Genomic DNA, 14,416 nt, shown 5'->3' on the forward strand with positions numbered 1-14,416 from the left:
GTGGGCTTCCAATTATAGAAACCCACCCCAATCATACATTGACATGCCTTTCGGCATGATAGGAAGATCGGACAAGAGGACCGGACTCTACATATTTGAGTCCTCTTTTTAATCCCTCCTCTCTGTAAATATCGAATTGTTCAGGGTGAACAAATTCAGCCACTTCAATGTGTCTGCGGGTAGGCTGCAAATACTGGCCCAAAGTCAAAATATCACAGCCATGTGCCACAAGGTCATCCATGGCTCTGTAAATTTCGTCCTCTTTTTCCCCTAACCCCAGCATGATGCCGGTTTTGGTTCTTTTTCCATATTCCTTGGTAAGCTTAATTTGTTCCAAAGAGCGTTTGTATTTGGCCTGTGGCCTCACTCTTCTGTACAGCCTTTCCACCGTTTCCACGTTATGGGATACGACCTCCTGCCCGGCACTGATCATCTTGTATAATGCCTCCCAGTTTCCTTTTACATCGGGAATTAAGGTTTCAATGGTAGTTTCCGGAGAAAGTTTTTTGGTTTCGGTAACGGTTCTGTACCAAACGTCAGCCCCCCTGTCCTTCAATTCATCCCTATTGACAGAGGTGATTACGGCATGTTTTACACCCATTAGTTGAATGGCTTCTGCCACCCGCCGAGGCTCATCCTTATCATATTCGGGAGGTCTGCCAGTAGCCACAGCACAAAATGAACAGGACCGCGTACATACATTTCCCAAAATCATGAATGTTGCCGTACCAGCACCCCAGCATTCTCCCATATTGGGACAATTGCCACTTTCGCAGATGGTATGAAGCTTGTGTTCATCTACCAACTTGCGGACTTTAGCATATTCTTTACCTACCGGAAGTTTAACCCTCAACCAGTTAGGCTTTTTTGTTTTCGTTTGTTCCTTAGATATTACCGGTAGTTCTATCATATCGGTGATTTAATTCCAGTCAAAATTAATGGTTTTTCACGAATAGCTCTATGTTGTCCCCCTATTTCCTAAACCCATAAAACAGGGTAAAGTACACAGACTGGAATACCTGTCTGTTTTCCGTGGTGGGCATGAGCACGATCTCTTTGGTAAAACCCTCTAGTTGGTATCCTAGTTCCACGCCGGTGACGTTTGATTTGAAAAATCCGAATTCAAATGCCATGGCTGCTTTTGCATTCGCGCCGAAGGCGATTTCCGAATTTCCTATACCTTCAAAAAGCCTACCCGGCCCTAATGCATTGAATCTGGGGCTAGGGTGTAATTCGGGATCATATTGTTCTCTTACTGTTTCAGTACGGTTTAAGGAATATTCTATGTAATAAGGGGCAATAAGACCTATAGAAGGACCAATGGCCCCCAAAAGTGAGATTTGCACGCCCTGATGGGGAGCTTTCTTAAAAACCAAAACTTCTCTTCCGTATTGTGGGCGGATGGCATAAAGATAATTTGATTTGCCGAAGATAAAGCTGTTGCCCAATACGGTGGTATACCTTACTTCTTTTGGATTTTTTACATTGGCCAGTTCAAGGTTGAAGAATTGGAATAAATTATCATTTATTCTGGACCCCAACTTAAAGCTGACTCCTCCGATCAATCCCCCATTTGTATTCTTGTTGATCCCAAAAAGGACTTCTTTATCGTAATCATAATCGCCTGCATCGCCCCTTTGGCCAAATGAGGTATTGATACCGGCAAAAATCAAAATCAGGAAAATGTAATATTTCATATTCTTTGTCATATATGATCTTGATTTTAACGCTAAATTTGTGTGCATTGTTACCATTGCAGGATTAAAAATAATCAGATTATGCCAACAAACAAAAACATGGGAGCCGGGAATTTCTTTTTCTTCGGAGTAATGCCAGAGCCGGAGATATCCAATCGAGATTGGGTATTGACAGGCAGTACCGGTTTTGATGAATTTCCTGTAAATGGTTAAATCAAAAAAAAATCAGATGCCTTGTAGCGTTTGGGTCAAGTTTATCGTCAGGGTAGAGAACCTACCATATTAAAGAAAGGCTTTTGGAGAAAGATCTCATACAGGAAGCGCAAAAGCGAGATAAAAAATCGTTGGAAAAGCTTTACAAGCATTTTTATGGCTATGCTATGAGCATTGCTCTGAGGTATTCCGGAAGCAGGGAGGAAGCTTGCGAGATCGTCAATGACAGTTTTATGAAAGCCTTTGACAAATTGGAGCAGTTTTCTATCGAAAATTCCTTTAAGGGCTGGTTCAGAAGGATAATAATCAATACATCGGTGGATTATTACAGGAAGAATTTTAAACATTATTCCGCTATGAATATCGAAAAAGCCGAAACGGAGACATTTGATCCAAATATCATTGATGAATTGTCAAAGGAGGATATTTTAAAGTCCCTTGGAGAGTTGCCTGAAATATTGCGGGTAATTTTCAACATGTATGAAATCGAAGGGTATCGTCACAATGAAATCAGTGAAAAACTTGGCATACCGGCCAGTACCTGCAGGACTTACCTGGCCAGGGCAAAGGAAAAATTGAGAGAGAAAATTATCGCTATTAATCAAATAAGGAATGAAGGAGCAGTTCGATAAGAAACTTGCGGAGAAAATAAAAGACTCCTTCAGCAAGCATGAGGAGCCTTTTGACCCACAGGCCTGGGAGAAGTTTTCCCGTGCCTATTTTAAACCCAAGAAAAAGGCTTGGTTGGTTTACTGGCCATTTCTTACGGCAGGGGTTGCGGCAAGCCTGCTTTTCTTCTTTATCTATTTTCCGGAGCAGGAAAGGATTGATCAGCAGGTAAAATCATTTTCTGATTCCATTACTATCGGCGACGCTCCCTTTCAAAGCAAAATGGAAGAAGATACAGCAAATGAAGATGATCAGGCCGAACTGGAGGCTATGGCAGAAGCTGTAGAAAAACCTGCATTGGGTTCCCCTGAGGAAATTGCAGGAATCGACACAGATGCTGAAACCCCAAAGAGCCCTGTCTCCAACAGAAAATCAGAAGTTTTGCCGGAGGTGTCGGCCATGCCTTCTTTAATCAAACCATTTGCTGAATCCTGGGAGGACTTCCAGGCGGTAATGGTAGAAAAGCTGAAGCAATTACCTCTTTTTGGAGAGCAGGACATTTTGGATCAGCCGGCAAACCTGAGCATGACTGAAAATGATGCGGTAAAGATCATTGAAGAGTGGAAATCTGGTGAAGTGGAGAAGGAGACCAAGGATCTGGATAAAGATAGCAGGCCGTTTAAATTGGGCGTGATGGTCAGCCCCCAGGCCAATTCAAATCCGGTTTCGGGTATGAATCTTGGGGCGGGTATCATGTCTGAGATTTCTCTTTCAAATAAATTTAAACTGGATTTTGGTCTTGCCTATGCCAACCAAAGTCTTTCTCATCAAAACATGCAGCCCATGCCTCAAAATGCCTCACCCGGATTTGATTTGAGGGCAAGCAGTAATATCATCGACACGAATTATCAATTGAATTTTGCTTCCCTTGATATTCCGGTAAACCTGAAATACAGGGTCTATGACAAGAAGCAAACGGGCATTTATTTGATTACCGGTCTTTCCAGTATGGTGTATCTGGATCAAAATTCAGTTGAAACCATAGAAGCACAGTCTCTTTTCAGTACCAACAGCTTTAGTGGAGATCTGGAATACGCCCCGAATGTCCAAAAATTCAGCAATGTAATCTCACCCCAATCAGGGCAGAGCAATACGGACATGGCAGGTTTGCTCAATCTTTCAATTGGCTATGAATACCAATTGAACAATGAATTTTACCTTTCTTTTGAACCTTTTTATAAATTACCGTTGGGCGGGCTCACGTTTGCAGACCAGCAATTCTCGATCGGAGGAATAAACCTGCGCATGAATTTTAACCTGAAAAATAAATAAACCAAGTAGTATTAAATTTAAAAATTACCATGATTGAAACGCGTAAAACAGGCTGGCTCATTGGGCTGGTTATTTTAATGGCTTCCTGCATAGAGGAATCGGAAACAGATTTGGATAGGGCAATTAACAGGGATAACCTCATAATGGAGGATTACATTGCTTCCAATGACATTCAGGCTACTAAGGCACAGTCCGGCTTTTATTATGAAAAGACCCTTAGTATGCCGGATGCCCCCCAATTTATGAATGCGGATTATATTGGCATTTATTATGAAATTAAGACCATAGACGGACAGCTGATCGATTCCTATCTGGATGAGTCCAAAGAGCCTAAATATTTTAAATACAGCCAGGATGGCTTGTGGCCCATAGCCATCACCTACGCAGCCGGATTGGCCCGGGAAGGAGAGGAAATGACTTTGTATGTCCCATCCTACCTTGCTTTTGGAAATTATGGATATGAACAGTTAATTTTGCCAGCCTCAAACCTGGTGATTCAATTGAAATTTGTTGAAAAATTTACTGAAGAGGAGCTTCAGCAAAGGGAGGAAGAAATGATACAAAATTTTATAGCTGAAAATAACCTGGAAGGATTTGAAGAAATTTCCGATGGGATATTTTTCCGGACTATAGAGGAAGGTGATGATTCTAAATCTGAATCTCAACTGGGAAGTAATGTTTCTATAGATTTTGAGTTATTTGAAATAGGGGCTACTGAGCCTACTTTCGATTCTTATTCTTCGAACCAACCCATTACTTTTTCCATAGGAAATTCGGGCTTGCTTTTTTTGGATGAAGGGTTAAAAGGGGTTTTACCTGAACAGAAAGTAGAAATTCTGGCGACTTCATTTGCTGCTTATGATAATTCCATTCAAATTCTTCCTGAAGACATCAGGTTGGATTTGGTTGAAAAAGGTGAGCAGATAGACTTGATAAGGCCATTTACTCCGGTTTGGTTTAAAGGAGAGGTGCTGGCCATCCAGTAAAGAAGGAAAAAAGAGCCCGTTTACGGGCTTTTTTTTATGTCCATAAGTTTTTGAACAGTGGTATTTCAAGGAGTTTTTCAATGCTTATTCCCATAATGATGGACCAGAATAGCCCACTGATCAACATGCTCAAAATAATTTTTCGCTTTTTAATGCCAAATGAAGTTAGTACCACAGTGCCGCCAATTGGGGTCAATATTACCGGAGTAAGAAAAGCTATTCCGAACACGCCAAATTTTTGCCATACCTTAATAATGCCCCGGGTTCTTCTGGTAAACTTCTTTTTCTCCTTTTTGGTGAAACCGGACCAGTTTTTTTTAAACCATTCTCCCAAAAAAGTAAAAAACAAAACGGAAGTCATCATTCCCGAGACAGTCACTACTACAATTTCCCATAAGCCATAACCTGCGGCTATGCCCAATAGCGGCCCGGCAATAAACTTAAAAAGACAAAGGAAGTAAATGCCTAAAAAAGTAATCAGGTAATCACTCATCAAATCAGGAAATATAAGTAGAGCAAATATCCAAACAGAAGAACAATCCCATTGAACCTGGTGATCACATAATTAATCCTCATGAGCGGAAACAAAAGGATGGTGAAGCCCAACATCCAGATGAAGTCTGAATTAATAAATGCTGAGTCCACACCGATGGGCTTGATCAAAGCGGTAAAACCTATTATCGAAAAAACATTCATGATATTGCTTCCCAAAATATTTCCCAGGGCCAATTCTGTCTCCTTTTTCAAAGCAGCCAACACGGATGTAACCAGTTCGGGCAAGCTGGTGCCTATAGCAATAATGGTTACACCTATGATCCTCTCACTTACCCCCAATGCCTGTGCAATGCTAGTTCCATTACCTACTACCAGGTCGGATCCAAAATACAAGCCGGCCGCACCCCCAATCAACTGTAGTATGGCCAGCCCCACAGGTTGTTTTTTCATTTTGGCAGCATCCTCTTCTGAAAATTCCACCCGTTCAATGGTCTTAAAAAAATATATGTTTAATGCAACAAAACATATCAATAGAATAATACCTTCCACCAGGGAAATGGAACCATTGAAAGCGAAGACATAAAACATCAGAGAACTGATCACCGTAAAGGGGTAATCAAGTTTCAGTGTGGATTTTTGGATATAAATGGGAAATATCACCACACTTATGCCCAGTACCAAGGTTATATTGGAAATGTTGCTACCTACAACATTCCCTATGGCAATGTCACTGGAACCTTGTAGTGCGGCAGTAATACTCACCAATAGTTCCGGGGCTGAAGTGCCAAATGCCACAACCGTTAACCCTATCAAACCAGGACTTAATCCCAGCCTGGCAGCAATAGCTGATGCGCCATCTACCAGGAACTTACCTCCAAGCAGCAGTACAACCAAACCCAAAATCAATAGCAAATAGCTCATTTTCTGAAAATGGGTTAAATTTTTGGGCCGAAAGCCAGGTCTCCTGCATCGCCCAAACCAGGGATAATATAGGAGTTTGAGTTAAGTTTTTCATCCAATGCCCCTGTCCAGATCCTGTGGGGGATCGCAAGATTTTCTGCGATATGGGCAACGCCTTCGGGAGCGGCAATGGCACTGACAATTTCTATTCGTCTGGGAGTCCCATTGGCCAGGAGATGTTGTATACTTTTCATGAATGATTTGCCGGTAGCCAACATGGGGTCTACCAAAATGATGGTTTTATCTGTAATGTCCGGAGCTGCCATATAATTTAGACTAATGGTCACAGGTTCTCCTTTTTCCTGCACTTCTTCCCGATAAGCTCCTATAAACCCGCTATCAGCATGATCAAAAAAATTAATAATACCCTGGTAAAAGGGTACAGCAGCCCTCAGCACAGAGATGATAACAGGCTGTTCCTGCATGAGTGCAGTACTGATTTCTCCAAAAGGCCCTTCAATTTTTCTTTTTGAAAAGGGAAGAGATTTGGAAACTTCATAAGCTAAAATCTCCCCTATGCGTTCCAGGTTTTTCCTAAAACGCATCCTGTCATTTTGGACCGTTACATCCCGGAGCTCTGCGAGAAAATGGTTAGCGATTGAGTTTTTTTGGTTTAGGATAAACATGGCAAGACAAAGTAAAACAAAAAAACCCGATCTTTTGAGATCGGGTTTTAATATTTATTGCTTGAAAAGCTTATTTGATTTCGAAGCTAACTCTTCTTGCCATTTGACGGGCATCAGCAGATGATTTGTCTACACTGGTATCTTCACCATATCCTTTGTAGCTTAACCTGGATTCAGAGATGCCAGAAGCTATCAGAAGATCATATACTGATTTTGCTCTTCTTTCAGACAACTTCATGTTGTAGTCATCAGGACCCAGCTCATCAGCATAACCTTTAAGTTCCACCTGTACTCCTGGATTTCTCTTCATAAAGTTAGAAACATAGTGAGCAGAGGATGCTGAATAACCCAGTGGCTTGGCACTGTCAAATGCGAAATACACATTTACATAACCGTCGTTGATGGCTTTTGCCAAGTAATCAATTTCTTCAGTATCGTCAGGTGCGCAGCCATCTAAAGAGGCAGGACCAGGAACGAAAGGACACTTGTCAACGTGATCAGGGATGCCATCACCATCAGAATCCATAGTGGTTCCTTGTGAATCAACTCTTGCTCCGGCTGGTGTGTTTGGCTCTTTGTCTAAATAATCCGGTACACCGTCTCCGTCAGAATCCTTAAGCATGTCTTTGATCTCTCCGATTTGAGTAGCCAATTCTTCTTTGGTAGCGTATTTGTTCTCTCTCAAATACCAGTCTGCGTGCGAATCTCCGCTTCCAAGGTAGAAGCTTAACCCAACAGTACCTGTCCACCAAACGGAATTTGCACCGTAATATCCATTTTCAGTTGCAGGATTAATAGATGAAGCACCGTCAAATGCTACATCTTGTCGGCCTGCTACTATATTGCTGATATCACCGTTAAGTGCGATTCTGTCACTAAGTTTGACTTGAAGTGTCAACCCGGTAATGATATTGTATTGGTTGTCCTGAAAATCAGCCCATTGGTTTTCCTGAGGGGTAAGTCTTCCGATTCCCCCACCAAAATGTCCCAACAAATTGAAAGTTTGAGAGAATGTTTGCCAATCCATGATCCTGCCAAGATTAGCCACTCCCTGTAGGTTCAGGCGGTAGTAGTTTGAGGAGAAATCAGGAGTGTCACTTGCATTGCTGAAGCCACCAAAACCAAAATCCAACTTGGTCCCAAATTTCTCGTTAAACATGTACCTGACTCCCAGGTCTGCATGGCCCAAGTTTAGCGTAGGAGAAAAATAACCAGGCGTTATTGGCGCCATTGGTTTATTAAACCCTCCGTTAACTTCGACGGACCATTTGTTGAAATCGTCTTGAGCATTAGCACCTATAGCTAAAGCACCAACCATTAGTGTTGATAGTATTATTTTTTTCATGATAAAAAATTTTTTACAACATTCAGTGTTTTAATTGATTTTGATTGCTATTAGTTATTACTCGGTTATATGATACAAATGTATATTAATTTATGGGAACTTTAAACATCTATCTCAATTGTTTCAATAAAATCGAATTTGAACTCGAAATTTATAAAATTATTTAACATAAACTATGCCAATGGACATTTTATTAAAAGAAATTCTTGAGATCAATAGCGTTTCCAGTGACGAATCAAGAATGGCTTCTTTTCTTCTTGACTTAATTCTGAAACGAAGATCCTCCTGGAAGGTTTCACCCCAAATTTATTCTGGAGAAGAATTCCATGATAATATACTACTAGTTTTCGGTAATCCCAAAACCGCTGCTTTTGCTCATATGGATACGGTAGGTTTTTCTGTGAGGTATGAAAACCAACTTGTACCGATAGGGGGGCCGGAAATAGGGGATGGGGCCTGGCTTCAGGGAACGGACCTGGTAGGACCCATACGATGCAAAGCCCATGAAAAGGATGGAAATGTGTTTCATGATTTTCCCAGGGGTATTCAAAGAGGTACCATGCTTTCATTTGAGCAGCAGATTAAGGCAGACAATGAATTCATCGAGGCAGCCTACCTGGACAATCGGCTTGGTATGTATGCAATGATAAGGTTATGTGAAACTTTAACTGACGGTATTATTGTATTCAGTACTTATGAGGAACATGGAGGTGGATCCATGCCCTTTCTGACGCGGTTTATTTTTGAAAACTGGGGCATTAGACAAGCTTTGGTGGCAGATGTTACCTGGATTACCGAAGGGGTTCATTTTAATAAAGGAGCCGTTATCTCTATGCGCGATAGCTTCATTCCCAGGAAAAAGTTTCTGGATAGTATTTTGGAGTTGGCAGAAGCATCCGGAGTGCCGTATCAATTGGAAGTAGAGGCATATGGAGGAAGTGATGGCAGGGAAATTCAAATGAGCCCATATCCGGTTGATTGGTGCTTTATAGGTGTAGCAGAGGAAAACCCTCATACCCCACAGGAAAAAGCCAGTTTAAAAGATGTGGAGGACTTGATAAAATTGTACCAATATTTGATGCGAAATTTGTAATGGATTAATAAATGTCTTTTCTTCGAACGAATATAAACTCCGAAATTAATTGTTTTTGTGAACGTAATATCCTGGTATGATTAAAATTGAGGACTTGGATTTTGAACTTTTTATTCCGGAAGACAAGCTTTTGATCAGGGTAAAAGAGCTTGCCAAAGCTATCAATCTAGACTATAATGGAAAAAATCCGATTTTATTGGCGGTTTTGAACGGTAGTTTTATGTTTATGTCTGATATTTGCAAGGAAATCAACCTGACAGCGGATGTTTCTTTTATTAAATTGGCTTCTTATTCAGGGACAAAAAGTACAGGTAACATTACCCCTTTGCTGGGATTGAGCGAATCTTTGAAAGACCGGGATGTGGTCATTATAGAGGACATCGTTGATACTGGCAAAAGTATGGTTTATTTACTGGATTTGATCAATAAGGAAAATCCTAAAAGTGTTGAAATTGTCAGTTTGTTGGTAAAACCGGAAGCCTTAACAGAAAGTGTAACCATAAAATACAGGGGTTTTGACATCCCGGACCTTTTTGTCGTTGGGTACGGCCTGGATTATTGCGGCAAGGGGAGAAATCTCAGACATTTGTATCAAAAAAGAGAAAAATAAAATTCCATTTCATAAAAAAAATTAATCTATGTTAAATATTGTTTTGTTTGGCCCTCCCGGAGCAGGCAAAGGGACCCAAAGTGAAAAATTAATTGAAAAATATAAAGTGGATCACATATCCACCGGAGATTTATTCAGAAAGCATTTGGGAGAGGGTACTGAACTGGGTAAATTGGCTCAGAAATACATGGATGATGGCAACCTTGTTCCTGATGAGGTAGTGATTGGTATGGTGGATGACAAGATCAATTCCTCTACCGATCTTAAGGGCTTTATTTTTGATGGGTTCCCTAGAACAGTGGCACAGGCAAGGGCATTGGATGAATTGCTGCTAAAAAAAGGAACAAATATCTCCGGAATGATATCTCTGGAAGTTCCTGAAGAGGAATTAAAGCTGCGCATTAAAGATAGGGGAAAAACATCCGGAAGGTCTGATGACCAGGATGAAGAAAAAATCAACAACAGGATAAAGGTATATAAAGAAGAAACATTACCGGTGGCTGAATATTATCAAAAGCAGGGTAAATTATCTAAAATCCATGGTGTAGGAGCCATAGATGAGATTTTCGGAAAGATTTGTGCTGTAATAGATGAATATTAATTCGTACCTTTGAGGATGTAGTACTATGGCTAAGCGTAACGGCTTAGCTATTTTATTTTATAGGAGAATTCCGGTAAAATAAATATGGAGACCAGAAAAAAACCAAGGATAGAGTGGCAGCATCAAATTTTATTGACTATGTGAAATTTTGCTCCCGTTCGGGGGCAGGAGGAAATGGTTCTGTCCATTTTAGGCGGGAAAAACATGTACCCAAGGGAGGCCCCGACGGTGGTGATGGGGGTAGAGGCGGCCATGTCATTTTGAGAGGCAATGCACAGCTCTGGACCCTGCTTCATCTTAAATACAAGAAACATGTCATAGCTGAGCGGGGTAAAAATGGAGAAGGGGGAAGAAGAAAAGGTGCTGATGGACAAGATGTTGTTCTGGAAGTCCCTGTGGGTACAGTAGCCAGGGAGTCCGAAACCGGGGAGTTCAGGTGTGAGATCACGGAAGACGGGCAGGAATTTGTACTAACGCCCGGAGGAAGGGGAGGTCTGGGCAATGACCATTTCAAAACAGCCACCAATCAGGCCCCTCATTTTGCCCAGACCGGTGGCGAGGGAACAGAGGAATGGATCATTCTGGAATTAAAACTTTTGGCAGATGTAGGTTTGGTAGGTTTTCCCAACGCCGGAAAATCCACCCTACTCGCCAGCTTATCCGCAGCCAGGCCGGAAATTGCAGATTATGCCTTTACCACACTTGTGCCCAACCTGGGAGTGGTCGCCTACAGAGATGGAAAATCTTTTGTAATGGCCGATATTCCGGGCATTATTGAAGGTGCAGCAGAAGGTAAAGGACTTGGCCTGCGGTTTTTGCGGCATATTGAGAGAAATTCCATTTTGCTGTTTTTGGTCCCTGCTGATGCAGCCCATATCGGCGAGCAGTATGCGGTTTTATTGGCAGAACTGGAACGCTATAATCCGGAACTTCTGGATAAGAGGCGCATTCTGGCCATATCCAAAGCAGATTTGCTGGATGCCGAACTGATGAAAGCACTGGAATCGGAAATTCCAAAGGACATTCCTCATTTGTTTCTGTCAGCTGTGAGTGGCTTTCAGCTGCCTTTGCTCAAAGACTTGATTTGGAAGTCATTGCAGTAATTGTGTCAGAATGGCATACATTGATAAAATGGCAAGTTAATTGTTTTCATCAAAAGGATTTTTGAAAAACGGATTTAAACATGACAGATAAAACAAAAGAAGAAAAGGATCTGGACCTGGAACAAACAGAAACAGCTGAAAACCCTACAAACGAGGGAGATGTGAACAAGGATGCCGATTTGGATGTTCAGGAAGAAAAAGATCCGGAAGCCAAAACACCTGAAGACAATTTGTCAAAGGAAAATCAGGAATTGAAGGACAAATATGTCAGGTTGTATTCTGAGTTTGAAAATTTCCGCAGAAGAACTGCCAAAGAAAGGCTTGACCTGGTCAATACGGCATCTCAGGAGCTGATTCAGGAAATATTGCCTGTTATTGATGATTTTGAAAGGTCGTTTAAGGCCCAGGCAGATGCCGGAGAGGATGATCAAAAACAGGAAGGGAGCAGGTTAATTTATAACAAATTGTTGAGGGTCCTTACTTCCAAGGGATTGGAACCTATGAAGGACCTGGTGGGCAAAGACTTTGATGCAGAATACCACGAGGCAATCACGCAGATCCCAGCCCCGTCAGAAGATTTGAAAGGTAAAATTGTGGATGTGGTTGAAAAAGGCTACACGATGGGAGGTAAAGTGGTTCGATTTGCTAAAGTGGTAATTGGAAAATAAAGATTTATGGCGAAAAGAGATTATTATGAGGTGTTGGGCATAGATAAAAATGCCAGCCCGGAAGAAATAAAAAAGGCCTACAGAAAGTTGGCCCTCAAGTATCACCCGGACAAAAATCCCGGCGATCCCTCAGCGGAAGACAAGTTCAAAGAAGCAGCTGAAGCCTATGAGGTGTTGAGTAATGCGGAGAAAAAGCAAAGATACGACCAATTCGGTCACCAGGGCCTTGGAGGCAATGGTGGCTTCGGAGGAGGTGGCATGAACATGGATGACATCTTTTCCCAATTTGGGGACATTTTTGGAGGTGGAGGCTTCGACTCCTTCTTCGGAGGCGGCGGAAGAAGTTCACGAAGAACGAAGAAAGGCACCAATCTCAGGGTTAAACTCAAATTGAACCTTAGGGAATTGGCCAACGGTGTCGAAAAGAAGATCAAAGTGAAACGCCACATGATCGCCGACGGCGTTACTTTTAAAAACTGTTCTACCTGTCAGGGAAGTGGTCAGGTAAAAAAAGTAGTCAACACCATGCTGGGTCAGATGGTTTCTGCCAGTACTTGTCCTGCCTGTGAGGGAAGTGGACAAATCGTCGACAAAAGGCCTCCAAATGCAGATTCCAGAGGGCTTATCATCAAAGAAGAAATCATCCCTATCAATATCCCCGCCGGAGTAGCTGATGGTATGCAGTTGAGCCTTTCCAGCAAGGGAAATGAAATTCCCGGAGGAGTTCCCGGAGATCTGTTGATCCTTGTGGAAGAGATACCGGATGAAGTATTGGTAAGGGATGGCAATAATGTGGTCTATGACTTGTACCTGAGTTTTGTGGATGTGGCGCTTGGCGCCTCCCTTGAGGTACCAACCATTGATGGAAAGGTCAAAATTAAAATTGAACCCGGTACTCAGGCGGGTAAAATACTGCGCTTAAAAGGGAAAGGAATAAAGGAATTAAATGGCTACGGCAGAGGCGACCAACTGATTCATGTCAATGTCTGGACTCCTAAAGAAGTAACCAGAGAGGAAAGGGAAAAGCTGGAATCGCTTAGAGATTCAGAGAACTTTAAGCCTAATCCAGGGAAATCAGAAAAAAGCATCTTTGATAAAGTCAAGGAATTCTTTTAAAAGAGATAGTCGGCTAACGGCTTTTCTTTTTTAAAAAACCTTTTGATATCCCAACCGTATTTAATCGGTATGTTTAAGGAATTGAATTTTGCCACTTGTCTGATCATTTGTCTCGTAATTTCCTCCGAAGCGCAAATTCTAAGGCATTTTGAGGTGAAAGAAAGGGAGGGAATCAACCTGGTTCACCTTAACTTTTCCAGCTATAAAGGGGTGTCTACCATTCAAAGAGAATACAAAGGCTTTCCATTGATTGCCGATGCAGAATTGGGAAAGGTAAATATCCTCCCCACATTCACGCACAATTATTCCGAGGGAGTGCTTTATGCCCTTATTGAGCATAAAAACGTAGAGTCTGAAAGTCTGAGCAAAAACCTCTCTTACAGACTTTTTTCCAGCGGGGATGATGATTTTGATCACAAATGGAAAGTTGGTCTGGATGCCAATTTCCTGTATGACCTAAGGCTTCATTTTGGGATTGGAAAAGCCAGGCTTGACCTGTCAAATTTGCCTGTTTCCAATTGTTTTGTAAAGACTGCCTCGGCGGATGTTTTTTTAAATTACTCCAAACAGGTACCCAATTCGGTCACTATGGACACCTTGTCGGTAGCCATAAATATGGGGTCCTTTTATGCCGAAGATTTGCAAATGTCCAATGCCAGGCATTTGATGTTTGATGTCAACTACGGCTCAGTAAACTTATCCTTTGGGGATACCATGGCAGCTGCCACTACCGTAAATGCCATGGTTGGGGCCGGAGCGGTAAATATTAAGTTGCCTTCCGCAAATCTACCCTACGTGGTGAAAATTAAATCCACTGCCATGTGCAGGACCAAAGTGCCCGGCCACCTGAGGGAAATTGGCGAAAAAACATATGTAAGTAAGGGATACCAGGCAGATGCCCAAAATCTAATGACTTTCATGATAGATGTTTCTGTGGGTTCAGTATCTTTGGAGTAAGGGTC

The 14,416-nt window shown here is 41.9% G+C and carries 17 protein-coding genes; 11 read left to right on the top strand and 6 right to left on the bottom strand.

Features of this window, described 5'->3' with window-relative positions; genetic code table 11:
• Positions 1 to 31 precede the first annotated feature (31 nt).
• Both lipA and G9Q97_RS00550 read right to left on the bottom strand, forming a co-directional pair.
• Complete coding sequence (lipA, locus tag G9Q97_RS00545) at positions 32 to 910, bottom strand: lipoyl synthase (RefSeq protein ID WP_166142094.1); 879 nt, start codon at positions 908 to 910, stop codon at positions 32 to 34.
• Between the two features lie 61 nt (positions 911 to 971).
• Positions 972 to 1,709 (bottom strand): hypothetical protein, encoded by a 738-nt coding sequence (locus tag G9Q97_RS00550; protein WP_187357693.1) that lies wholly within the window; start codon positions 1,707 to 1,709, stop codon positions 972 to 974.
• Between the two features lie 69 nt (positions 1,710 to 1,778).
• On the opposite strand from G9Q97_RS00550, the gene G9Q97_RS25130 reads away from it, so the two are divergent.
• From G9Q97_RS25130 to G9Q97_RS00565, 4 genes are all read left to right on the top strand, one after another.
• The gene (locus G9Q97_RS25130) at positions 1,779 to 1,910 is read left to right on the top strand and encodes a hypothetical protein (RefSeq protein ID WP_262889445.1); all 132 of its coding nucleotides are present in this window, start codon (positions 1,779 to 1,781) and stop codon (positions 1,908 to 1,910) included.
• 83 nt (positions 1,911 to 1,993) lie between these two features.
• Positions 1,994 to 2,542, top strand: coding sequence for an RNA polymerase sigma factor (locus G9Q97_RS00555; RefSeq protein ID WP_166142096.1), 549 nt, complete (start codon positions 1,994 to 1,996; stop codon positions 2,540 to 2,542).
• The gene (locus tag G9Q97_RS00560; protein ID WP_166142098.1) at positions 2,523 to 3,851 is read left to right on the top strand and encodes an outer membrane beta-barrel protein; all 1,329 of its coding nucleotides are present in this window, start codon (positions 2,523 to 2,525) and stop codon (positions 3,849 to 3,851) included. Before G9Q97_RS00555 ends, G9Q97_RS00560 begins: the two co-directional genes overlap by 20 nt.
• 29 nt (positions 3,852 to 3,880) lie before the next feature.
• Positions 3,881 to 4,837, top strand: coding sequence for an FKBP-type peptidyl-prolyl cis-trans isomerase (locus G9Q97_RS00565; RefSeq protein ID WP_166142099.1), 957 nt, complete (start codon positions 3,881 to 3,883; stop codon positions 4,835 to 4,837).
• A gap of 34 nt (positions 4,838 to 4,871) precedes the next feature.
• Here G9Q97_RS00565 and G9Q97_RS00570 read toward each other — a convergent pair whose 3' ends face one another.
• The 4 genes from G9Q97_RS00570 to G9Q97_RS00585 all read right to left on the bottom strand — a co-directional run bounded on the left by G9Q97_RS00570 (position 4,872) and on the right by G9Q97_RS00585 (position 8,263).
• Positions 4,872 to 5,330 carry a hypothetical protein gene (locus tag G9Q97_RS00570; protein WP_166142101.1) on the bottom strand — a complete coding sequence of 153 codons (459 nt, stop codon included), beginning with the start codon at positions 5,328 to 5,330 and terminating at the stop codon, positions 4,872 to 4,874.
• Positions 5,330 to 6,253 carry a calcium/sodium antiporter gene (locus G9Q97_RS00575; RefSeq protein WP_166142103.1) on the bottom strand — a complete coding sequence of 308 codons (924 nt, stop codon included), beginning with the start codon at positions 6,251 to 6,253 and terminating at the stop codon, positions 5,330 to 5,332. Before G9Q97_RS00575 ends, G9Q97_RS00570 begins: the two co-directional genes overlap by 1 nt.
• A 14-nt stretch (positions 6,254 to 6,267) precedes the next feature.
• Entirely contained in the window at positions 6,268 to 6,918 is a 651-nt protein-coding gene (upp, locus tag G9Q97_RS00580; RefSeq protein ID WP_166142105.1) for a uracil phosphoribosyltransferase, read from the bottom strand.
• Positions 6,919 to 6,988: 70 nt separating this feature from the next.
• Positions 6,989 to 8,263, bottom strand: coding sequence for an OmpA family protein (locus tag G9Q97_RS00585; protein ID WP_166142107.1), 1,275 nt, complete (start codon positions 8,261 to 8,263; stop codon positions 6,989 to 6,991).
• 175 nt (positions 8,264 to 8,438) lie between these two features.
• On the opposite strand from G9Q97_RS00585, the gene G9Q97_RS00590 reads away from it, so the two are divergent.
• From G9Q97_RS00590 to G9Q97_RS00620, 7 genes are all read left to right on the top strand, one after another.
• On the top strand, positions 8,439 to 9,356 hold the full coding sequence (locus G9Q97_RS00590) for a M20/M25/M40 family metallo-hydrolase (protein WP_394352944.1): 918 nt from the start codon (positions 8,439 to 8,441) through the stop codon (positions 9,354 to 9,356).
• Positions 9,357 to 9,432: 76 nt separating this feature from the next.
• Positions 9,433 to 9,966 (top strand): hypoxanthine phosphoribosyltransferase, encoded by a 534-nt coding sequence (gene hpt / locus G9Q97_RS00595; RefSeq protein ID WP_166142111.1) that lies wholly within the window; start codon positions 9,433 to 9,435, stop codon positions 9,964 to 9,966.
• A gap of 28 nt (positions 9,967 to 9,994) precedes the next feature.
• Positions 9,995 to 10,567, top strand: coding sequence for an adenylate kinase (locus G9Q97_RS00600; protein WP_166142113.1), 573 nt, complete (start codon positions 9,995 to 9,997; stop codon positions 10,565 to 10,567).
• A gap of 113 nt (positions 10,568 to 10,680) precedes the next feature.
• On the top strand, positions 10,681 to 11,670 hold the full coding sequence (gene obgE, locus G9Q97_RS00605; RefSeq protein ID WP_166142115.1) for a GTPase ObgE: 990 nt from the start codon (positions 10,681 to 10,683) through the stop codon (positions 11,668 to 11,670).
• A gap of 80 nt (positions 11,671 to 11,750) precedes the next feature.
• Entirely contained in the window at positions 11,751 to 12,338 is a 588-nt protein-coding gene (locus tag G9Q97_RS00610) for a nucleotide exchange factor GrpE (RefSeq protein WP_166142117.1), read from the top strand.
• A gap of 6 nt (positions 12,339 to 12,344) precedes the next feature.
• Entirely contained in the window at positions 12,345 to 13,454 is a 1,110-nt protein-coding gene (gene dnaJ / locus G9Q97_RS00615; protein WP_166142119.1) for a molecular chaperone DnaJ, read from the top strand.
• A gap of 69 nt (positions 13,455 to 13,523) precedes the next feature.
• Positions 13,524 to 14,411 carry a hypothetical protein gene (locus G9Q97_RS00620; RefSeq protein WP_166142121.1) on the top strand — a complete coding sequence of 296 codons (888 nt, stop codon included), beginning with the start codon at positions 13,524 to 13,526 and terminating at the stop codon, positions 14,409 to 14,411.
• Positions 14,412 to 14,416 lie beyond the last annotated feature (5 nt).

It is taken from the genome of Cyclobacterium plantarum (assembly GCF_011290685.1).
GTDB classification, from domain to species: domain Bacteria; phylum Bacteroidota; class Bacteroidia; order Cytophagales; family Cyclobacteriaceae; genus Cyclobacterium; species Cyclobacterium plantarum.